Annotated in this window: 17 protein-coding genes and 1 tRNA gene; 8 read left to right on the top strand and 10 right to left on the bottom strand. The window is 65.3% G+C overall.

The features are described 5' to 3' along the window. Nucleotides 1–20: 20 nt before the first annotated feature. Entirely contained in the window at nt 21–356 is a 336-nt protein-coding gene (locus tag ASE00_RS23270) for a hypothetical protein (RefSeq protein WP_156405241.1), read from the bottom strand. A gap of 194 nt (nt 357–550) precedes the next feature. Here ASE00_RS23270 and ASE00_RS02210 point away from each other — a divergent pair, with 194 nt between their 5' ends. The 3 genes from ASE00_RS02210 (at nt 551) to recJ (ending at nt 4,747) form a co-directional block, all read left to right on the top strand. Further along, the gene (locus ASE00_RS02210; protein ID WP_056377435.1) at nt 551–1,843 is read left to right on the top strand and encodes a homoserine dehydrogenase; all 1,293 of its coding nucleotides are present in this window, start codon (nt 551–553) and stop codon (nt 1,841–1,843) included. Nucleotides 1,844–1,922: 79 nt separating this feature from the next. Next, the gene (gene glpX / locus ASE00_RS02215) at nt 1,923–2,897 is read left to right on the top strand and encodes a class II fructose-bisphosphatase (protein WP_056377437.1); all 975 of its coding nucleotides are present in this window, start codon (nt 1,923–1,925) and stop codon (nt 2,895–2,897) included. Between the two features lie 83 nt (nt 2,898–2,980). Then, nucleotides 2,981–4,747, top strand: coding sequence for a single-stranded-DNA-specific exonuclease RecJ (recJ, locus tag ASE00_RS02220; protein WP_056377440.1), 1,767 nt, complete (start codon nt 2,981–2,983; stop codon nt 4,745–4,747). A 6-nt stretch (nt 4,748–4,753) separates the two neighbouring features. On the opposite strand, the gene ASE00_RS02225 is transcribed toward recJ, so the two are convergent. The 3 genes from ASE00_RS02225 to ASE00_RS22755 all read right to left on the bottom strand — a co-directional run bounded on the left by ASE00_RS02225 (nt 4,754) and on the right by ASE00_RS22755 (nt 6,110). Then, on the bottom strand, nt 4,754–5,338 hold the full coding sequence (locus tag ASE00_RS02225; protein WP_056379205.1) for a ClpP family protease: 585 nt from the start codon (nt 5,336–5,338) through the stop codon (nt 4,754–4,756). Nucleotides 5,339–5,464: 126 nt separating this feature from the next. Next, nucleotides 5,465–5,540: transfer RNA gene (locus tag ASE00_RS02230), tRNA-Glu, on the bottom strand. A gap of 324 nt (nt 5,541–5,864) precedes the next feature. Beyond that, entirely contained in the window at nt 5,865–6,110 is a 246-nt protein-coding gene (locus ASE00_RS22755; protein WP_082594427.1) for a hypothetical protein, read from the bottom strand. 224 nt (nt 6,111–6,334) lie between these two features. Between ASE00_RS22755 and ASE00_RS02240 the strand changes: the two genes are divergently transcribed. The 5 genes from ASE00_RS02240 (at nt 6,335) to ASE00_RS24405 (ending at nt 10,513) form a co-directional block, all read left to right on the top strand. Then, entirely contained in the window at nt 6,335–7,180 is an 846-nt protein-coding gene (locus tag ASE00_RS02240; protein ID WP_162256398.1) for a dimethylarginine dimethylaminohydrolase family protein, read from the top strand. 6 nt (nt 7,181–7,186) lie between these two features. Beyond that, nucleotides 7,187–8,215 (top strand): ATP-dependent DNA ligase, encoded by a 1,029-nt coding sequence (locus tag ASE00_RS02245; protein WP_056377446.1) that lies wholly within the window; start codon nt 7,187–7,189, stop codon nt 8,213–8,215. A 95-nt stretch (nt 8,216–8,310) separates the two neighbouring features. Beyond that, nucleotides 8,311–9,051: a Crp/Fnr family transcriptional regulator gene (locus ASE00_RS02250; protein WP_056379207.1), complete on the top strand. Its 741-nt coding sequence runs from the start codon at nt 8,311–8,313 to the stop codon at nt 9,049–9,051. A gap of 153 nt (nt 9,052–9,204) precedes the next feature. After that, on the top strand, nt 9,205–10,047 hold the full coding sequence (gene yghU / locus ASE00_RS02255) for a glutathione-dependent disulfide-bond oxidoreductase (protein ID WP_056377447.1): 843 nt from the start codon (nt 9,205–9,207) through the stop codon (nt 10,045–10,047). Nucleotides 10,048–10,330: 283 nt separating this feature from the next. After that, a complete protein-coding gene (locus tag ASE00_RS24405) occupies nt 10,331–10,513 on the top strand; it encodes a hypothetical protein (RefSeq protein WP_056377449.1) in 183 nt (60 codons plus the stop codon). 52 nt (nt 10,514–10,565) lie between these two features. Here ASE00_RS24405 and ASE00_RS02265 read toward each other — a convergent pair whose 3' ends face one another. The 6 genes from ASE00_RS02265 to ASE00_RS02290 form a co-directional block, all read right to left on the bottom strand. Next, complete coding sequence (locus ASE00_RS02265; RefSeq protein WP_056377451.1) at nt 10,566–12,827, bottom strand: CHASE2 domain-containing protein; 2,262 nt, start codon at nt 12,825–12,827, stop codon at nt 10,566–10,568. Next, nucleotides 12,778–13,926 (bottom strand): FecR domain-containing protein, encoded by a 1,149-nt coding sequence (locus tag ASE00_RS02270; RefSeq protein ID WP_056377453.1) that lies wholly within the window; start codon nt 13,924–13,926, stop codon nt 12,778–12,780. The genes ASE00_RS02265 and ASE00_RS02270 overlap by 50 nt, the downstream gene beginning before the upstream one ends. A gap of 4 nt (nt 13,927–13,930) precedes the next feature. Further along, on the bottom strand, nt 13,931–14,635 hold the full coding sequence (locus tag ASE00_RS02275; RefSeq protein WP_056379209.1) for a response regulator transcription factor: 705 nt from the start codon (nt 14,633–14,635) through the stop codon (nt 13,931–13,933). 383 nt (nt 14,636–15,018) lie between these two features. After that, a complete protein-coding gene (locus ASE00_RS02280) occupies nt 15,019–16,290 on the bottom strand; it encodes a DUF445 domain-containing protein (RefSeq protein ID WP_056377455.1) in 1,272 nt (423 codons plus the stop codon). A gap of 88 nt (nt 16,291–16,378) precedes the next feature. Next, nucleotides 16,379–19,471, bottom strand: a complete 3,093-nt coding sequence (locus tag ASE00_RS02285) for an efflux RND transporter permease subunit (RefSeq protein WP_056377457.1) — start codon at nt 19,469–19,471, stop codon at nt 16,379–16,381. 18 nt (nt 19,472–19,489) lie between these two features. Beyond that, on the bottom strand, nt 19,490–20,665 hold the full coding sequence (locus tag ASE00_RS02290; RefSeq protein ID WP_056377459.1) for an efflux RND transporter periplasmic adaptor subunit: 1,176 nt from the start codon (nt 20,663–20,665) through the stop codon (nt 19,490–19,492). Nucleotides 20,666–20,748 lie beyond the last annotated feature (83 nt).

Here is a 20,748-nt window from a genome sequence, read left to right on the forward strand (position 1 = left end):
TGTATCAGGCGCTCAGACGATCACTCGCCGTTGTTGCCATAGCCGCCGGACTGGCTGCCCTGCTGGCCGCGATCACGCTCGTTCTGCTGACCCTGCTGACCGCCCTGCTGATTTTGCTGGCGGTCCATGGAGCCGGAGCGCTGCTGCTCCTGATCCTGCCAATCTGCACCGCCGGACTCACCCTGACGGGCCTGATTGCCTTGCGAACCCTGACCACCTTGTCCCGGCTGGCCTTGCTGACCCTGCTGGTTCTGGCGCTGACGTTCCATCTGGCCTTCGCGCTGCTGATCCTGCTGGCGATAGGAATCCTGGTCCATTTCGTTGCGGTCGCTGCCGCCCTGACGATTCTCGTCCATGGCATCTTCTCCTGTGAATATCCCGGGAGGGGACGATCACAGAACGGATCACAGCGCGCGCTCGTTCCTATCATAACGGCCAAGTGTTTGAAAAAACGATATTCTGATAACGAAACGAGTGCGAATTGCTCAGCGGCGTTGCGGATGAGGGCCGCTGTCCGTAACAGGCTCGCCGTGACTCGAAAGGGATATACATGGCTGAGCCGTTGAAGGTGGCATTGGCGGGTTTGGGAACCGTCGGCGCGGGCGTCATCAAGCTGATCGACGAGAACAGCGCGCTGATCGAACGCCGCGCGGGCCGCCCCATCAAGATCGTCGCCGTCTCGGCGCGTGACCGGTCGCGCGACCGCGGCGTCGACCTCGGCCGCTTCGCCTGGGTCGACGATGCGACGACGCTCGCCGCCGCGTGTGACGTCGACGTCGTGGTAGAACTGGTCGGCGGCGCGGACGGACCGGCGCTGACGCTGGCGCGCGAGACGCTGGCCGCCGGCAAGCCCTTCGTCACCGCCAACAAGGCGATGATCGCGCATCACGGTCTCGAACTTGCCGGCCTCGCCGAGCAGCGCGGCGTGGCGCTCAAATATGAAGCGGCGGTGGCTGGCGGCATCCCGGTGATCAAGGGGTTGCGTGAGGGCGCTGCCGCCAATGTCATCTCGCAGGTGTTCGGTATCCTTAACGGCACCTGCAACTATATCCTCACCGAAATGGAGGAGAAGGGCAGCGACTTCGCCGATGTGCTCGGCGAGGCGCAGCGGCTCGGCTATGCCGAAGCCGATCCCAGTTTCGACATCGACGGCATCGATGCCGCCCACAAGCTGTCGATCCTGGCGAGCCTAGCTTTCGGCACCGCGGTCGATTTCGATTCGGTCCAGATCACCGGCATCCGCCACATCATCGCCGCCGATATCGCCGAGGCGGCGGCGCTGGGCTTCCGTGTTCGGCTGGTTGGCCAGGGCGAAGCCAATGCCAAGGGATTGTTCCAGCGCGTCCAACCTTGCCTGGTGCCGCTAAGCCACCCGCTCGCCCATGTCTCGGGCTCGCTCAACGCGGTGGTGGCGAATGGCAATTTCGTCGGACAGCTGTTCTTCCAGGGACGCGGCGCGGGCGAGGGGCCGACCGCCTCCGCCGTTGTAGCCGATCTGATCGATATCGCGCGCGGCGAAACCGGCCCGGCCTTCGCCATGCCGGTGGCCGCCCTCGCGAAGCCCTCCGTCGCACCCGCGAGCGATCGGCGCGGGCGGTCCTATCTGCGCTTCTCTGTCGCCGACCGCCCTGGTGTGCTCGCCGAGATCACCGCCGCGATGCGCGATGCCGGGGTCTCGATCGAAAGCCTCATCCAGCGCGGCGTGACCGACGAGGACCATGTCCTGATCACGATCGTCACCCATGTCTGCCCGGAGCGCGCGGTCGCCGAGGCTCTCGAAAGACTCGACGGATCGCAGAGTCTGACCGGCAAGCCGATGTTGATGCACATCCTGGACGATTAAGGCCTGGGCGTTCTCGACATTGTCATGACGCTCGCTTAATCGCTTTACCCCCAATCAAATTGACTAAGAGGCGTACCGCATGGTGAAGGCAAGCAAGGCGCTCGACCGGGTTCTCGTGCTGGAAATGGTGCGCGTCACCGAGGCTGCGGCGATAGCCGCGTCGAAGCTGGTGGGGCGCGGCGACGAGAAGGCTGCCGATCATGCGGCGGTCGAGGCGATGCGTGCGGCCTTCAACGAGCTCGAGTTCGACGGCACCGTCGTGATCGGCGAGGGCGAGCGCGATGAAGCTCCCATGCTCTACATCGGCGAAAAGGTCGGCTGCGGCCAGGGCACCGGCCCGAAGATCGACATCGCGCTCGATCCGCTCGAAGGCACGACGATCACCGCCAAGGCCGGACCGAACGCGCTCGCCGTGCTGGCGATCGCCGAAGAGGGCGGCCTGCTCAATGCGCCCGACGTCTATATGGACAAGCTGGCGATCGGCCCGGGCTATGAGGCCGGTCTCGTCAGTCTCGACCGCAGCCCCACCGAGAATGTCACCGCGCTCGCCAAGGCGAAGGGCGTGAAGCCCAACGAGATCATCGCCTGCGTGCTCGATCGGCCCCGCCACGAGAAACTGATCGCCGAGCTGCGCGGCCTGGGCTGCGGCATTGTCCTGATCCCGGACGGCGATGTCGCGGGCGTGATCGCGGTGACCAATCCCGACACGACGATCGATGTCTATATGGGGTCGGGCGGCGCACCTGAGGGCGTTTTGGCGGCAGCGGCGCTGAAGTGCGTCGGCGGCCAGTTCCAGGGCCGCCTGCTGTTCCGCAACGATGACGAGAAGGCGCGCGCCCGCAAATGGGGCGTCACCGATCTCGACCGCATCTATCACCTCGACGACCTTGTGAAGGGCGACGCGATCTTTGCCGCGACCGGCGTTACCGATGGCTCGCTGCTCGAAGGCGTCAAGCGCCGCAAGGGCGGGTGCATGACGACCGAGAGCGTGGTGATGCGCGCCTCGAGCGGCACCGTCCGCTGGGTGAAGGGCGAGCACCACAAGGCGGGGTGAAAGCTTCCCCGAGTGCTGCTCCCGTTTGTGGGTGGATGCTGAAACAAGTTCAGCATGACGATGTAAATCTGTAGAGCGTTGTCATGCGCTCCCCCGTCCTGAATATCACCCGCTCAATCCTCGGCCAGCCTTGGCATTGGCGGGGCGGGGCGGTCGACGGGATCGATGCGGATTTCGTGCCTGACGATCTCGTCGCGCAATTGCTGCTCGCGCGGGGTTGCCCGCGTGAGGCGATCGAGGAGCATCGCAGCCCGACGATCCGCAACTTCATGCCCGATCCGTCGATCTTCCGCGACATGGACGCCGCTGCGGTGCGGTTGGCCGATGCGGTCGAGCAGGGCGAGCCGGTCACGATTTTCGGTGACTATGACGTCGACGGGGCGACCTCGGCGGCCTTGTTGATCCGGCTGCTGCGCGACCTCGGCCTGCGCCCCGCTGCCTATATCCCCGACCGCCTGATGGAGGGCTATGGCCCCTCGGGCGAAGCGCTGCTCAAGATCGGCGAGAGCGGCACGAAGCTGATCGTCACCGTCGATTGCGGCGCGCAGGCGTTCGAAGCGCTGGCGCTGGCGCGCAGTGCCGGGATCGAGGTGATCGTCGTCGATCACCATAAATGCGCGGCCGACCTGCCGAGCGCTTTTGCCCTGGTAAATCCGAACCGGCTCGACGAAGGCGAAGGCGCGGCGCACGGCCATCTCGCCGCGGTCGGCGTCGCCTTCCTGCTGGGGGCCGCCTTGTTGCGGGTTCTGCGCGGCCGGGGCTGGTTCGCCACCCGGCCCGAGCCGAAGCTGATGGAATTGCTCGATATCGTCGCGCTGGGTACGGTCGCCGACGTTGCCGCGCTGCGCGGGCTCAACCGCGCCTTCGTCGCGCAGGGGCTCAAGATCATGGCGGGCCGCCGTAACGTCGGCCTCGCCGCGCTGATCGAGGCATCGCGGCTCGATCGCGCGCCGACCTGCACCGATCTCGGCTTCGCGCTTGGCCCCCGCATCAACGCCGGTGGGCGGGTCGGCAAGTCCGACCTCGGCGTGCGGCTGCTGACCACCGAGGACCGTGACGAAGCGCGCATCATCGCGGCTGAACTCGACCGGCTCAACGAGGAACGCCGCGCGATCGAGAAGAATGTCCAGGACGAGGCGGAGGCCGCCGCGCTGAGCCAGGACAACCGCGCGGTCGCGGTCGTCGCAGGGGGCGGCTGGCACCCCGGCGTGATCGGGATCGTCGCGGGCCGGCTGAAGGAGAAGCTCGGCCGTCCGGCGATCGTCATCGCGCTCGACAAGGATGGGATCGGCAAGGGCTCGGGCCGTTCGATCGGCGGGGTCGATCTTGGCGCGGCAGTGCTTTCCGCCAAGGATATGGGTCTGCTCGTCGCGGGCGGCGGGCATGCGATGGCGGCGGGCCTGACGGTCGGTCCCGGTGGTGTCGACGCATTGGCGGATTATCTCGACAGCCGTCTGGCCAATGATGTTGCGGCGGCGCGCGACGACCGGGCGCTGCTGCTCGACGCGGTCGTCGCGCCGGGCGGAGTGACACCGTCGCTGGTCGAGGCGCTCGAGGTCGGCGGGCCTTATGGCGCGGGCTGGCCGGCGCCGCGGATCGCGGCGGGTGCGGTGCGGATCGTCAAGGCCGATGTGGTGGGGCAGGGGCATGTCCGCACGATTGTCTCGGGCCGCGATGGCCGATCGATAAAGTCGATCGCCTTCCGCGCCGCCGATACGCCTCTCGGCCAGGCGCTGCTCGGCGCAGGCCGAGACCGGACATTGTGGATCGCTGGTCGCCCGAAGATCGACGACTGGGGCAGCCGCCCCGCCGCCGAACTCCATATCGAGGACGCCGCCTGGGCGGATTGAGCGCGGTTAGATGATCGCGGTGACGAGGCCGAGATCGACCGCCTCATTGGCCTCGATATACCAGTTTGCCGGGGCCTTCTCCAACACCTGCGCCATCGTCACCTTGCTGCCCCGCACAAGGTTCTCGAACCCTTCGTTCTGGATGTCGATCGAGCTTTCTATCTCATGCAGCAGGGCCTTCACGCCGGCGATGCACGATGTCAGCGGCCCTTCGACGCGAAGATTCTTCGACATCTTGCGCTCGTGGATCATCAGCCGGGTGCCGCGCGTCAGATAGCGATTTTCGATCGCGAAGAAGCTCATGAAGGTCGTGCCCGCCGAATAGATCGCCGCCTTGCCGAGGAAGACGAAGCGGCGGCCAGGAACGAGGTCGCTGTGGAAGCGGATGTCCTCGCCCATCATTCGCGCGACTTCCGGGTCTCCGCCCAAGGTGGAGAGCTCGACATGGATGCGGCCGTCTTCGGGCGTCTCGGCAAGCGCGGTTTCGAGCTTGGCGCGAAAGTCGCGATACATGTCGTAATCGACCGGTCCCGACAGCAGGATCGCCGGATTCTCGAAATCGGCTGCGGTCAGCGGGGGAGCAGAAGCCATCGGCTTTTCCACATCATCAGGGAAGAGAAGCCGAAAGACGCGGAAAAGCGCTGCTTGTTCCGGAAGTCCGCAGAAAAAAGCGACGTGGAAGTGCGCTGCACCGGCCCGGGGCGCCGGCGGCGGCGGTGGTGACCCCAACGGGACTCGAACCCGTGTTTTCGCCGTGAAAGGGCGACGTCCTAGACCGCTAGACGATGGGGCCGTGTAGCGCTGCGGGGCCGATTAGGGCAGCGGCTGCGGGCGGTCAAGGCGAGTGTTGGATATTTATGCGGCGAGCGTTGAAAAGCGAAGGGCCGCTCCCGAAGGCGCGGCCCTTCCATTGTCTGCCTTCCGCGGTGCGGTGGCAGAGGCCCGGGGCACCTGCAACGGCGCCCAGGCCTCGGCCGTCAGGCCGCGGCTCCTGTGGAACCGGTCGAACCCGTCAGACCTGCCGCGGACGGCATGAGACAATGAGACATTCGACCACCTCCTTTCTTTCCGTTGACGATGACCCTGATGTAGGGAGTGTCATCGTATTTTGAAGAGCTTAGCCGTCCGGGCGGCTGTCTATTCGAACATCTTCGGGATAATCCTCGGGCGTGACCGTACCGACCACCGGGCGATCCTCGACCGCCTCTTGCGGCTGGCCGCCGCGCGTGCGGGGATCCGGGTCTTGATCATTGGGTCGGACATCACCGGCCGGGCCGCGCCGGGGCATATCCTCGGTCTGTGCCCCATCGGGGTCGAGCCCGCGGTCAAGGGATTTGTCGAGGCTGTCGGGGGTATCGGACATCGCTCACTCTCCTTCCACAGTGATAATCAACGGCCGCTGCCGACGTTCCGATCGCCCGATGCGGTAAATTTGCTGATGCAGATCAAGGTTCGCGCTGGTTTCGGAACCCCACCATGCGGTCGAGGTTATTCTTTCAGATCGAACGAAGGTGATTGATGAAGCTCGATTTTTTTCCGGCTGGCGAGCGGCGGGTGCCAGCCGCGCCGCGTCTCCATAGATGCAGCGTGAAGAGCGAGACCGACCGGCTGACGGACGTATTGCTGTGCCGCCCGTCCTTCCTCGAACCGGTGCCGTGCTGCTCCGTGACGCGGGAATCGCTGCGGGACGGCTTTGCCACGTCAATTCCGGCGGCGCTTGCCCAACACGCGGCGTTGCAGGCGGCGCTGGAGCGGCAGGGCGTACAATGCCATTTCGTAGCGCCCGATCCCGCGATGCCCGACATGTGCTTCACCCGTGACGCGCTGCTGACGACGCCCTGGGGCCTCCTCGCGCTGAAACCCGCGGCTGTGCATCGGCAGTCGGAAGCCGAAATTGCGCTGAAGGCGTTACGGGTGATCGGCGCACCGCTGGCAGCGCGGGTGCGCCGCGGATCGGCAGAAGGGGGCGATATCGCCATCGTTCGCGACGGGCTGGTGATCATCGGCTGTTCGGGCGAGCGGACCGACGAGCAGGGTGCGGACAGCGTCGCGGAGATTTTCCGCGGGCAGGGATGGGACGTGATCATCTATCGATTCGATCCGCATTTCCTCCATCTCGATACGCAGTTCGCGATGGTAGGCGACGGTCTCGCCCTGGTGTGCAGCGATGTCCTGTCCGACGATTTCCTCGCGCTGCTCGGCCGGCACGGGATCGAAACGATTCCGGTCAGCTACAAGGAAGCGCGGGCGCTCGGCTGCAATATATTGGCGCTCGGTGATCGCAGGGTGCTCACGGCAGCCAGTAACCACCGGGTGAACGCCCTCCTGAACGCGCGCAATTATACCGTGGAAGCGCTCGAGCTCGATCAGTTCACGCGGTGCGGCGGCGGTGTCCACTGCCTGACTATGCCGCTGGCGCGTACTGCCGCCTAGGACCCGATGACCGCAAAGCCGTTTCCGCCCGCGCCGATTGCCCCGATGGAGGCGAAACTCGTTTCGGAATTACTCGGCGAGGCGGGATGGTGGTTCGAGCCGAAATGGGACGGCTTTCGCGCGATCGTCTATCGCGACGGTGCGTCAGTCGAGATCCTGTCGAAATCAGGCAAGACGCTGGCCCGCTATTTTCCCGAGCTGGTCGCCGTGCTGCGCGCTTCCCCGGTCGAGCGTTACACGGTCGACGGAGAGATCATTCTGCCGGTCGGCGGGGTGCTCTCGTTCGACGCGCTTCAGCAGCGCCTTCACCCGGCGGCAAGCCGCATCGCCAAGCTGTCCGTGGCAACTCCAGTCCAGCTGATGCTGTTCGATTGTCTTAGCCTGGAAGGCAAAAGGCTGTCGGACGCGCCGCTGGCCGATCGCCGCGCCGCGCTGGAACATTTCCACAGGACGGCTGGCGGCGCTTCGCTGCTGCTCTCGCCGATCAGCGATGATCGCGCGGTCGGTGAGGCCTGGCTCGCCGGCAGCGGCGGGGCCCTGGATGGCGTCATGGCGAAGCGGATCGACGAAGCCTATCGCTCCGGCGAGCGGGCGATGCTGAAGGTGAAGGTCCGCCGGTCGGCCGATTGCGTCGTCGCCGGCCTGCGGCGGTCCGCCGAGCATGGCGGCATCGTGTCGCTGTTGCTCGGACTCTATGACGCGGCGGGCAAGCTCAACCATGTCCGGTTCAGTTCGACGATTAAGGATGCCGAACGCGCTGCTCTGGAAGACCGGGTGAAGCCCCATCTTGGCGGGAGCGGGTTCAGCGGCAAAGCTCCGGGCGGACCTAGCCGTTGGAACGATGGCCGAAAATCGTCTTGGGAGCCGCTGGAACCCGAACTGGTGGTCGAGGTGGTCTACGATCAGGTGACCGGCGCGCGCTTCCGGCATGGCACGCGCATCCTGCGATGGCGGCCTGACAAGGAGCCGGCACAGTGCAGGATGGATCAGCTCGTTCAGGAGGTCCGGCCCGCCGAACTGGCGACGCTGGCGTGAGCGACGAACCGTATGGCGCAAAAGTTCCGCGCCAATGGAGCGCCGGGCGCAACGAAGCGTTGCGTTCGTCGACCGAAACGGTCTGGAGCGAAACGATGTTCACCGATAAATATCTGCGCCGGCGGAAAGAAACGCTGACCGATGCGGAACGCGCGGTGCTGGAAGACGGTGTGGCCAAGGTCGTCGAGCTTCCGCCACGCAAGGTGATCGTCGAGGCGGGCGAGACCTTGTCCCAGAGCACGCTTCTCGTCGATGGTTTCATGTGCCGCTACATCGACGACCGCAATGGTTTCCGCCAGCTCGTCGCGGTGCATGTTCCAGGCGATTTCGTCGATCTTCACGGCTATCCGCTGCGGCGGCTGGATCATGACGTGGCGGCGCTCACCACGACGACGGTCGCGATCGTTCCGCACGGCGCGCTCGACAGGATCGTCGAGCAATATCCGGCCATGGCGCGCAAGCTCTGGTATTCGACGATGATCGACGCCGCGGTCCACCGTGCCTGGCTGTTCCGGCTGGGGCGGCTCGATGCCGGCGGGCGTATCGCGCACTTTCTGTGCGAGATGAGCGCCCGGCTGGAGGCGGTGGGGCTGAGCGATGGCCGCCGGTTCGCGCTGGGCCTGACACAGGCTGACCTCGCGGAGATATGCGGTCTGACGAGCGTTCATACCAATCGCGTGCTACGGACCCTGCGCGAAGAGAATATCGTTACCCTTCGCTCTTCGCAGGTCGAGATCCACGATCCCGCGCGGTTGCGCCGGCTCGGCCAGTTCGACGCCGCATATCTTTATCTGGATGATACCACACCATGGGCATCGCCGGTCGGCAATCTGTGACGTTGATGGCTGGGCCACTGCCTGAACCGGATGAAGCGCGGTGATCGCATGCCTAATCGCCAGCGTTGATTCCTCAAATGCGAACGCCGTCCGGCCCCTTCCGTACGCGAGCAAGCTGTGCGATCTCCGCTTGATCTGAACGGAGCGCGACTCATGAACTTTCCTGCCGATTATGAGGTCCCCAAGGTCTGGCAGTGGAATCAGGCCAATGGCGGCGAATTCGCCAACATCAACCGGCCGGTCGCGGGGCCGACGCACGACAAGGAATTGCCGGTCGGCCAGCATCCGTTGCAGCTCTATTCGCTGGCCACACCGAACGGGGTCAAGGTCACGGTCATGCTTGAGGAGTTGCTCGCGCTCGGCCATCGCGGCGCCGAATATGACGCCTGGTTGATCAATATCCGCGAAGGCGATCAGTTCGGCAGTGGTTTCGTCGCGGTCAATCCCAACTCCAAGATCCCCGCCTTGATGGATCGCAGCACCGCCGAGCCGACGCGCGTGTTCGAATCCGGATCGATCCTGCTCTATCTGGCCGAAAAATTCGGAGCCTTCCTGCCGCGCGATCATGCCAAGCGCGCCGAATGCCTGTCTTGGCTATTCTGGCAGATGGGCAGTGCCCCCTATCTCGGCGGCGGCTTCGGTCATTTCTATGCCTATGCGCCGATGAAGATCGAATATTGCATCGACCGTTTCACGATGGAGGTTAAGCGCCAGCTCGACGTCCTAGACCGCCGCCTCGCCGATCATGAATATCTGGCGGGCGACGAATATACGATCGCCGACATCGCAGTCTGGCCGTGGTATGGCGGTGTCATCGCCGACAACAGTTACAACGCCGCCGAATTCCTCGACGGGGCGAGCTACACCAATGTCCTGCGATGGCAGAAAAAGATCGCAGACCGGCCCGCGGTGCAGCGCGGCCGCCGCGTCAACCGTATCGTCGGTCCCGAGGAACTGCAGGTGCGCGAGCGGCACGACGCGAGCGATATCAGCTGACCGGCGGAGATCGGCTCAACAGGCAGCATGGCTGCGACTAAGGCGCGGCGCATGAACGGGATAGCCATCGGATCGGGCAGGGAAGCGACGCTGTCGTCGCCATGCTGCTGGCGACGGCGCACTTGGTGCGCCTGATCGTTCCCGCCCTACCGCGCCGGCATCAAGGGCGAGATTCTGCAATTCTCCGCCATCACCGGGAGCAATATTCCTGCATCGACCTTCAACGCCGATCGCACTTCGCAGCAGGGGACCGAGGCGGGGCTGGAGTTAGCACTGGGCGCGGTTGCGGCAGGTCTATCTGTATATCGACTTCCGTTTCCGCGATAACGCGCAATATGGCAGCAACCGCCTGCTGGTGAATGCGCGCCACCAATATTGGGCCGAACTGCGGCTCGGCAGTGGCGATCAGTCTGTCGCCGAACCTCGAATGGACGCCGCATGGGCGCTGGGCTGCTGTTTCCGCTGACCGGGCAGTCGATTGTCGTGGCGCTGGCAGGCGATATCGGGCTGCGGCGCGCCTAATATTCGGCGTAAGGATCGATGTCGCTTCTGGGCAGATCGATCGTGAAAGTCGTTCCCTTGCCGGGAGCGCTCTGACAATCGATCGCGCCGCCATGGCGCAGCACGACGGTCCGCACGAACGCAAGGCCGAGGCCGATCCCCTCGCGCGGGCCCTGCTGGAACCGTTCGAACAGCTTCGCGCGCTGCTCCTGGCTCATGCCGACGCCCTGATCGGCGATCGTCAGGCGGATCTGGCCATTGGCCTCCGCCAGCGTGCAGCGTATGACGCCCTTGTCGCTATATTTGATCGCGTTGCCGATGAGGTTGATCACCGCACGGGTCAGCAGTTGGCGGTCGCCCTCGACCATGTGCGGATCGTCGATGCCCTCGACGTCCACCTTGATACCGCGCGCACGAGCCTCCGCCCAAAGCGCGTCGGCGGCGTCGATCGCGACATCGTTGAGGTCGATCGGCTCGGGCTCGATCGGCTTCGCCTCAGCGCGGGCGAGCTGGACGAAGTCCTCGGCGAGCTGGAGGGTGCGGTTGGCGAGATTCTCGATCCGGGTGGAGATCGGCTTGGGCACCAGCGTCTCGGGGCCGCGCAGCAGGGTCAGGATTGCCGACTGCGGCGCACGCATGTCGTGGCTGAGCAGTTGCAGCGCCTCCTCGCGGTGGCGCTCGGCCTGCTTCAGCGGACTGATGTCGACGATGCGCATGATCCAGCCGACCTGCGCGTCGGTCGCGTCGCGCTGCGCGACATAGCGAATCTCGAAGCTGCCGCCGTCCTCGGTAACGGCTTCTGCACCGCCCGGGTCGGGAGCCTTTTCGGCAAAGGGCGACAGGATGCCGCCCTCGGTGGCGCGGAAGCGCGTGATCAGGTTGCGCAGGTCAGCGCCCTCGGTCACGGGTGTGTCCAGGCGCGCAGCCAGCCGTCGCCCTTCGGCGTTTGTGAGCGCGATCCGTCCATCGAGATCGGTGACATAGGTCGCATCGGGCAAATGGCCGATCGCGTCGGAGAGAAAACGGCGGAGATCGCGCAACCGGTCGATCGCCTGACCGAGCAGGGTTGCCTGCAACGTGATCTCGCGCTGGCTGGCGGCGCGTTGCTGGCGCGGGAAGGCGTCGGCTTCGCTTTGTAAAAGTCGCAGCTCGTCGGTCATGTAGCTGCTGATCGCCTGCAACCGCCGCCATCCCCACAGCGGATAGACGAACAGCAGTCCGATCAGCGCGGCGGCGGGAGGCAGCCAGATATTGGCGAAACGGAACAGACCGAAGACGAGCGCCAGGATGCCGAAGACAAGAGCCAGCGCGAGATTGGCCGCGCCGCGCGGGCTGAGGCGCAGGAACCCGACCAGCAGCAGCCACAAGGGCACGAGCGCGCCGGCCAGTACCCAATCCCGGGATAGCGGGGTGATCGCCTCGCCACGCAGCAGCGCGTCGAGCATGTTCGCCTGGATCTCGACCCCCGCCATCTGGCTGGTGATGCCCGATGTCGGGGTCGGATAGCTGTCGCCCATGCCGTCGGCGGTCGCGCCGATCAGGACGTGGCGGCCCCTCAGCAGCTCAGGCGGGATGCGCCCTTCGATCAGGTCGATGAAGGAGAAGGTACGGACATGGCCAGCCGCGCCGCCATAGGGGATCAGGATCGGCCGGGCCTGCCATAGTCCGCGCCGGGTGGCATGCGAATCGCCGTTGACCTTCAAGCCCGCCATTGCCGCGCCGAGCTGGAGCCAGGCCCGGCCGTCGCCGCCTTCTTCGAGATAGGCTTTGCGGATCACGCGATCGCCGTCGAAATGAAGATTGACCTGCACGATCCCCGCAGCGGCGCCGGCCAGCGGACCAGAGGGCAGGGCGATGGAATAAGCGGCACCGTTCGGGCCGGGCACGTCGATCACCTGAGGCAGATAAGTCGGGCTGCGGCGGACGGCGGCGGCGAGGATATCGTCGTCGGCAGTGGGCTCTACGAACAGCACGTCATATCCCACCGCCCGGGGGTGCGCCTCTGCGAGCCGGTCGAGCGCGGCGGCATGAACGCGGCGCGGCCAGGGCCAGCGGCCGATCGCCTGGAGACTGCGATTGTCGATCGCGATGATCACGATGTCTTCGGGCGGCGGACGTTCCGATGCGGTCAGCGCCCGGTCATAGACGATATGGTCGAGCCGGTCGGTCAGCCGCCCGAGCACCAGCGCGATGACGAGCAAGGTCGCGACGAGCGCGACCGCCAGCCATTCAGCGTAGAGTCTGGCTGGAACCGAAGAGCGCGGGCTGGCTTCGGCCATTGCCGGTCATGCTGGTTTGTACGCTCGAGCCAGTATCGCGCGGCGCCTGGTCCTGATCCGCTGGCGGCGGTGTGGTGGTGTTACGGCCTGAGGAGAAGGTTCCCGGAATTCCTTCCAGACCCGAGGGTGCAATGGCGCTCATCCGCACGAAGAAGCTGACATTGCCGAGCCCCGAGAATTCGACGGTCGGTTTATCGGACTGTTTCTCCGCGAGGATTTCGCGGAACGTGATATCGGCGGCGAGCTGCGTCCGATATCCTCTGGCGCCCTCGACGGGATCCGCGGTGATGATGATGGTATCGCCCGCGCCTCTGGCGAGCGAGGTCAGGACGGGAGGCGGCAACAGTTTCACCGGCGGCTGAATGCCCTCGGGCGTGCCGATTACGCCATAGCCCTTGGGCACGCCGATCTCGTCCTTCTCCTCATCGGGCGCAACACCGACCGTGCCGCCGATAACCTCGGTCTGGGTCTGGTTTGCCTTTGGATCGAAGCCGACATTGAAATCGGTGCCGCGCACGGCCGAAACCGAAAGCGGCGTCGTCACCTGGAAACTGCTGTTGGGATTGCGGATCGGGGTGACGGTGGAGCGAGCGCGGCCCTCCTGCAGGCGGAATGCGCGGTCGACGCTGTCGGTCAGCAAGATTCGCCGCAGCCGATCGACGCGGATGCGACTTTGCGACGGCAGGGAGATCGCGCTGCCATCGTTGAAGCCCACGGTGACGAAGGCGTTGGCGCTGGTTTCGATACGATTTCCCTGCGCGACGCGCATGCCAACCGTGGCCTGCTTCCCGTCGATCGCGACGTCACCACGGAAAGAGGATATCACCCCATAAGCGGGTTCGATACGCAGCAGCCGTTCCGGAATGACGAGCTGCGAACCGATCGGCACGCGATATGGATCGGCGATGCGGTTGAGCTGCTGGACGGTCCGAAAATCATCCTTGTTCGTCAGATATTTGGCGCTCAGCCCGATCAGCGTGTCACCGGCGCGCACGGTATAGCGAACACTCCGCTCGACCGATTGCGCCAAGGCAGCCGACCCGGCAGACAGCAGCGCCAACGCGCCGATCAGGAACAGGAAGGGCCGGAAGCGCGCCATAGTCTCAGCCCTCGCCGGCGTCGGGCTCCAGCGCCTCGAGCCGGTAGCCGTAGCTATACACCGGAATGAGGCGGAAGCCGCGTTCGGGCCGCAGGCCGAGCTTTGCCCGGATTCGCGATATATGGGCGTCGAGCGTCCGTGTCGGCAGGTCGGGGTTCCGCCCCCAGACCATTTCCAGCAGGTAGGAGCGCGACAGCGGACGGTGAAGGTTGCGGAACAGCGTCGCGGCCAGTTCGAATTCCTTCGCCGTCAGGGTGATCGTTTCGTCCTCGACCGTTACCGTCTGGCGCGCGGGATGCAAGGTGTAGGGACCATAGCTTTCATTGGCGGTGATCGCCTCGCGCGGGCCGGTGCGGCGATGGATCGCAGCGATGCGCGCGAGCAGCACCGCGGGCTGGACCGGCTTGATGACATAATCGTCGGCTCCGGCGGCGAGCCCGGCGACGATGTCCTCGTCGCTGTTGCGGTTGGTGAGCAGCAGCGAGGGGACGGGCTTGTCCATATTCTCGTGCATCCAAGCAATGATCTCCGGACCGCTCTTGTCGGGCATGTTCCAGTCGAGGATGACGAGATCGAACGTGTCCTGGCGCAGCCGCGTCGACAGCGAGCGCGCGTTATGAAACTCGTAGCAATAATGCCCGGCTTCGATCAGCGTCTGGCTGACGAAGGCAAGCGCCGCGGCTTCATCGTCGAGGACGGCTATGCGCATGCTATCGGCCGTCGGATTGGCCGGGGTTTCGGGTCGAGCCATGCCGCGGACAATGCCTGCCATGGTCGCCGAAGCCAAGAGCATGCTGGGATGCCCGTTTCATATTCGTCCTTCCATCCGGTCCGATATGGATGGTGCTTTAACCATGTTGGACCAATTTCGAAGGTCACGAACTGCAAAGTTGCAATTGTTTACAGCGGCTTTTGCCCCAAGCTGCTTATGGTTAACGCGGCGGTACCGGTCTGCGAGAGGATCGGGGGGCCGGATGTGGAGATTGCTCCTCTCCATCCGGCTGGCCTGTCTGCCCTGGCAGGCTGATGCTCGGCGCGGCCGGTATCGCCAACCTTTTCCAGTAGCGTTGCGTTCCGCGCGCCGATTCGCGCTCAGATCAGCTGGGCGATCGCGTGCAGGCCGATGCCGATCAGCCCGCCGACCAGCGTGCCGTTGACCCGGATATATTGCAGGTCGCGGCCCACCGCGTTTTCGAGCTGCAAGGTGACGGTGTGGGCGTCCCAGCTCTTGATCGTGTCGGACACCAGGGTGACGATGCCGTCGCCATAATCGGCGACGAGGCCGACCGTGATCCGCCGCGCGAAGCGGTTGATCGTCCGGCGAAGGCCCGCATCGTTCTGCAGTGTTTCGCCGAGTTGCTTCAGCGCCTCGCCGACCTGTCCGCCCAGAGCGGCGTTGGGATCGCGCGCAGCCTCGATCAGCCGCAGCCGCGCGCTTTGCCACAGCCTATCGAGCCAGGCGGCGACTGCCGGGCTCTCGAGCAGGTCGGCCTTGAGCTCCGCGACCTTGGCCTGAGTTTCGCGGTCATGCTGCAGCTTGTCGGCGAGTTGTTCGAGCCCTTCCTGGGCCTTGAGACGCAGCGGATGCTGCGGGTCGGTCGACATGTCGTCGAGCAATTTGTGCAGACCTTCGACAATCGCGGTCGACAGTTTCTCGTCGAGGCCGGTCCAGCGCATGAATTTGCCCGTGCGCGCCTGCACCATGTCGTGGATCATGCCCTCATTGTGCAGCAATATCCGGCTCGCCCAGCCGATGATGCCGTCGAGCATCTCGGCATGGCGGTTCTCGATGATCGCGGCGTCGAGCGTGCGGCCGAGCAGGGGGGCGATGTCGAACCCGCGCAGACGGTTCGCGAGCGCGCCCTTGATCGTCGCGCCGAGCTTGTCGTCACCCAGCGATTCGAGGATCGTCGCGAGCGCGCGGCCAATCCCTTCGCGGGTGCGGCCGCCCTGCGGCGGATTGGCGAGCAGCCGGCCGATCGCGCCAGCGACGTCGACCCTGCCCATCCGCCGCGCGACGACCGATGCGGTGAGGAAATTGACGCGCAGGAAGGCGGCGAGACTGGTGCCGATGCGATCCTTGTTACGCGGAATGATCGCGGTGTGCGGGATGGGCAGGCCGAGTGGGTGGCGGAACAACGCCGTCACTGCGAACCAGTCGGCCAGGCCGCCGACCATTGCCGCTTCGGCGAAGGCGCGCAGATAGCCCCAGCCCGCCGCGGCATCGGCCCCCTCGTGGCGGCGCGCGAACAGATACAGCCCGGCCATGATGACAAGCAGCCCCGAGGCGACGATCCGCATGCCGCGGACCCCACCCTGGGCGGGGTTGAAGCGATCGAGTCCGGTGGCCTGCAGCAGGTTCATCAGAACAAAATGGCTGTTGGCGCGGATTGTTCAACCGAAACGATCATTAGCTGCGGCGGCGGCCCCGGCTTGCGCCGGGGCGAGCCTGTCACTCCGCAGGCTGTGGACGCTGCGTGTCCAGCTTGTGCTCCTCGCTGTTGACGAGGAGGCGGCCGAGCTTGGGGCCGATCCACTTTTCGAGATCGTCGGCAAGGGTGAAGCCCGCGGGGACGATGATCAGCGTCAGCAGCGTCGACATGGCGATGCCGCCGATCACGCAGACCGCCATCGGCGACCGCCAACTGCTGTCGCCAGACAGGCCGATCGCGATCGGGATCATACCCGCGATCATCGCGACCGAGGTCATGACGATCGGTTGCGCGCGCTTGTGCGCGGCCTCCAGGATCGCGGCGGTGCGATCGGCGCCGTTGCGCATCTCCTCGATCGCGAAGTCGACCAGCAGGATCGAATTCTTGGCGACGATGCCGAACAGCATGAGCAGTCCGATATAGACCGGCATCGAGATCGGCATGCCGCAGATCTTGAGGAACAGGATGCCACCCAGCGGCGCCAGCAGCAGCGAACCCATGTTCACGAAGGGCGGCAGCACCCGCTTGTAGAGCAGCACCAGCACCGCGAAGACCAGCAGTACGCCCGAGATCACCGCAATGATGAAGCCCGAGATCAGGTCGCCCTCGAACTCCTGTTCACCGAACTTCACCTCGCGGACGCCCGACGGCAGGTTCTTCATCGTCTTGGTCGCGTAGATGAATTTATAGGCGTCGCCGCTGATCGAGCCCGGGGTCAGGTCGCCACCGATGACGAGGCGACGGACCTGATTGTAGCGGCGGATCTTCGACGGACCCGCGCCGAACTCGATATCGGCGATCACCTTGAGCGGGACGGTGCCGCCCGACATCGTCTGCACCGGCATGTTCTGAATCGTCGCAAGGTCGCGGCGTGATTCCTCGCTGAGCGACACGCGGATAGGGATCTGGCGGTCGGACAGCGAGAATTTCGCCATATTCTGCTCGATGTCGCCAAGCGTCGCGATGCGGATCGCCTGGCTGAGCGCGGCGGTGGTGACGCCGAGATCGGCGGCAAGATCAAGGCGCGGGCGGATGATCAGCTCTGGCCGCTGGATGTCGCCGTCGATGCGAGGATCGCGGATCAGCGGGCTCTTCTGCATCTCGCCGATCAGGTTGTTCGCCGTCTTCTGCAGCTTCACCGGGTCGTCGCCCGCCAGCATGATGGTCAGGTCACGGCCGAAGCCGCCCGACTGCGACTGGAAATTGACGCGCGCATCGGGAATCTTGCTGAGCAGCTTTGCCGTGTCGCGCTCGAACTCGATGCTGGTGCGCTCGCGCTCCTTGGCAGGCTTCAGCGTGATGTAGATCGAGGCGAAACGGGTGTCGCCATTGTCGCCGATATCGGCATAGGCCGCGTCGACCTCGGGCTGTTGCCGCAGGATGTCGCTGACCTTGTCGGCGACCTTTTGCGTATCCTCGGCGATGCGCGCGCCGGGCGCCAGTTCGATCTTCACCGTGCTGTAATCGAGGTCGAGCGCGGGCTGGAACTGCGACGGGGTGGTGGCGAACAGGACGATCGTCAGCAGGAACGCACCGCCGCCGCCGATCAATATCGTTTTCCAACGGTTGCGCAGCGACCATTGCAGAAGCTCGATATAGCGGTCCATCACCCTGCCGCCGCCATGCTCCTTCACGCCTTCGGCCTTGAGGAAATAGGCGGCGATCATCGGCGTGATCAGGCGCGCGACCGCCAGCGACATCAGCACCGCGACCGCGACGGTCAGGCCGAACTGTTCGAAGAACTGACCGGGAATGCCGGGCATAAACGATACCGGCACGAACACCGCGACTATCGCCATGGTGGTCGCGACGACGGCGAGACCGATCTCGTCGGCGGCGTCCATCGACGCCTGATAGGCGCTTTTGCCCATCCGCATATGTCTGACGATATTCTCGATCTCGACGATCGCGTCGTCGACAAGGATGCCCGCCACGAGGCTGAGCGCGAGCAGGCTGATCGTGTTCAGCGTAAAGCCCATCAGGTCCATGAACCAGAAGGCCGGGATCGCCGACAGCGGGATCGCCAGCGCCGAGATCAGCGTCGCGCGCCAGTCGCGCAGGAACAGGAACACGACAATAACGGCGAGGACCGAGCCCTCGATCATCGCGTCGATCGCCGAATGATATTGCGCCTTGGTGTAGAGGACGCTCGTATAGAGTTCCTTATACTCGATCTTCGGGTTTTCCTTGCGCAGGTCGGCGAGGACCTTCTGGACCTGATCATAGACCTCGACATCGGACGCGCCCTTGGCCTTCTGGATGCCGAACGACAGCACCTGCCGGTCGTTCATCTTGCCGATCGAGCGCTGCTCGCTCACGGCGTCGCGCACCGTGGCGATGTCGGCGAGCCGGATGGTGCGGCCATCGCCCACCGAAATCTGGGTTTGGCCCAGCGTATAGGCCGAGGACGCGTTGCCGAGCACGCGGACCGACTGTTCCGCGCCGGCGACCTCGGCGCGCCCGCCGGCGGCGTTGAGGTTGACCGAGCGCAGGACATTGTTGACCTCGCTCGCGGTGACGCCTTGCGCCTGCATCCGGGCGGGGTCGAGGACCACGCGGATCTCGCGCGACACGCCGCCGCCGCGGAACACCGCAGCCATGCCGTCGATTGCTTGAAGCCGCTTGATGACGGTATTGTCGACGAACCAGCTGAGTTGCTCCAGCGTCATGTCGATGCCGGTCACCGAATAATAGGCGATCGGGCCGCCATCGACGTCCATCCGCTTGACCTGCGGCTCCAAAATGCCCTCGGGCAATTCGGAGCGGATCTTCGCGACCGCGTCGCGCACGTCGTTGACGGCACGATCGACCGGGGTGCCGAGCTGGAATTCGACATTGGTGCCCGACAGGCCCTCGGTAACATAGGATGTGATCGACTTGACGCTGCCGATCGAGGCGACGGCGGCCTCGACCTTGCGGGTGATCTGCGTTTCCATCTCGGTCGGCGCGGCGCCCGGCTGGACGATCTCGACCTGCGCGCCCGGGAAGCTGATGTCGGGCATGTTGTTGATGTCCATGCGCGCGAAGCTGATCAGGCCGGCCAGCGTGAGCGCGATGAACAGCACGATCGGCGGAATCGGATTCCGGATCGCCCAGGCGGAGATGTTACGCATGATTCAGGTTCCGATCGATCAGCGGTCGATGGAGGCGGGATCGGCCAGTTGCGGCGTCACCTTGTCGCCCGGGTTCAGGAAGGCGCCGGCCGACAGCACGATCTTCTCATTTCCCTGAAGCCCCGAGGGGATCACGACCCCCGCGTCCGTCACATCGCCGGTCTTCACGTCACGGCGGACGACCTTGTTGTCCGGTCCTACGGCATAGACATAGGCACCCTTCTCATCGTGCAGCACCGCCGATTCGGGCAGGCGCGGCGCGGAGACGCTGCCGCTGGTGATCGTCGCCGAGGCGAAGCCGCCGGGGCGCAAGGCGGGATCGTAGCGCATCTGGATGCGCGCGGTGCCCTGGCGCGACTGCGGATCGATCACCGGCGAAATCTGCCAGATCGTGCCCGGGAAGGCGCGCTTTCCGCCGATCGGGGTCACTTCGGCGCGGTCGCCGACCTTCAGGCGGGCGATGTCCTGCTCGGCGAGCAGCGCGCGGATTTCAAGCTCGCCGCCCTTGGCGACGCGAAACAGCGCGCCGTTGCCGGGGCTGACCACTTGGCCGGGCTCGACCGCGCGGGTCAGAACGAGGCCGGCGGCGGGGGAGCGGATGTTCAGGCGGCCGATCTCGGCGCGCGACTGGCCCAGCTGGGCGCGGGCCACGGCGACGCGGGCTACGGCGGCATCGCGGCTTGCGGTCTTCCGGTCGATATCGGCCTTGGAGATGAAGCCGCGCGCGACCAGCGCCTTGGCGCGGTCTAGCTCGGACTGGGCGAGGTCGGCGTCGGCCTGCGCCACGCGCACCGAGGCGGCGAGCGAATTGGCTTGTTGCGACTGGACCGAACGCTCGATCACGGCGAGGGTCTGGCCCGCGGCGACCCAGTCGCCGGGTTCGACCAGCACGCTTTGCACCATCCCGCCTTCGCCCGCGACGCCGACCGGCATCTCGCGCTTGGCAAACAGGGTCCCGGTCGCTGAAACCGATGCATCGATGGTGGTGCGGCCGGGAACGATGACGGTAACGCCCGGCGCGGGCGGGGCAGGGGGCGGGGCCTTTTCGCCGCCGAACATCATATAGCCGGCGACCGCCGCGACCAGCAGCAGACCGACCGCACCGCCGATGATCAGCCAGCGGCGGCGGCGGGCCTGCTCATCGTCATAGTCGTAGACCGAATAGTCGGACTGGATGCCGGATTCGACGTTCATCCCCATTGCTTTCAACTGCTGGCCCTGCGAGCCCTGATTACGATCGAGCTGTATTATATCAATATGTCACCTCGCTCAAGAGT

Origin of the sequence: Sphingomonas sp. Root710, from assembly GCF_001429065.1 — a bacterium.
GTDB lineage: Bacteria > Pseudomonadota > Alphaproteobacteria > Sphingomonadales > Sphingomonadaceae > Rhizorhabdus.

Bases quoted from the DNA above. Each gene is read 5' to 3' on its own strand.
- ASE00_RS23270 (WP_156405241.1), bottom strand. From the start codon at position 356: ATGGACGAGAATCGTCAGGGCGGCAGCGACCGCAACGAAATGGACCAG.
- ASE00_RS02210 (WP_056377435.1), top strand. From the start codon at position 551: ATGGCTGAGCCGTTGAAGGTGGCATTGGCGGGTTTGGGAACCGTCGGC.
- glpX (WP_056377437.1), top strand. From the start codon at position 1,923: ATGGTGAAGGCAAGCAAGGCGCTCGACCGGGTTCTCGTGCTGGAAATG.
- recJ (WP_056377440.1), top strand. From the start codon at position 2,981: ATGCGCTCCCCCGTCCTGAATATCACCCGCTCAATCCTCGGCCAGCCT.
- ASE00_RS02225 (WP_056379205.1), bottom strand. From the start codon at position 5,338: ATGGCTTCTGCTCCCCCGCTGACCGCAGCCGATTTCGAGAATCCGGCG.
- ASE00_RS22755 (WP_082594427.1), bottom strand. From the start codon at position 6,110: ATGTCCGATACCCCCGACAGCCTCGACAAATCCCTTGACCGCGGGCTC.
- ASE00_RS02245 (WP_056377446.1), top strand. From the start codon at position 7,187: ATGACCGCAAAGCCGTTTCCGCCCGCGCCGATTGCCCCGATGGAGGCG.
- ASE00_RS02250 (WP_056379207.1), top strand. From the start codon at position 8,311: ATGTTCACCGATAAATATCTGCGCCGGCGGAAAGAAACGCTGACCGAT.
- yghU (WP_056377447.1), top strand. From the start codon at position 9,205: ATGAACTTTCCTGCCGATTATGAGGTCCCCAAGGTCTGGCAGTGGAAT.
- ASE00_RS02265 (WP_056377451.1), bottom strand. From the start codon at position 12,827: ATGGCCGAAGCCAGCCCGCGCTCTTCGGTTCCAGCCAGACTCTACGCT.
- ASE00_RS02270 (WP_056377453.1), bottom strand. From the start codon at position 13,926: ATGGCGCGCTTCCGGCCCTTCCTGTTCCTGATCGGCGCGTTGGCGCTG.
- ASE00_RS02275 (WP_056379209.1), bottom strand. From the start codon at position 14,635: ATGCGCATAGCCGTCCTCGACGATGAAGCCGCGGCGCTTGCCTTCGTC.
- ASE00_RS02280 (WP_056377455.1), bottom strand. From the start codon at position 16,290: ATGAACCTGCTGCAGGCCACCGGACTCGATCGCTTCAACCCCGCCCAG.
- ASE00_RS02285 (WP_056377457.1), bottom strand. From the start codon at position 19,471: ATGCGTAACATCTCCGCCTGGGCGATCCGGAATCCGATTCCGCCGATC.
- ASE00_RS02290 (WP_056377459.1), bottom strand. From the start codon at position 20,665: ATGAACGTCGAATCCGGCATCCAGTCCGACTATTCGGTCTACGACTAT.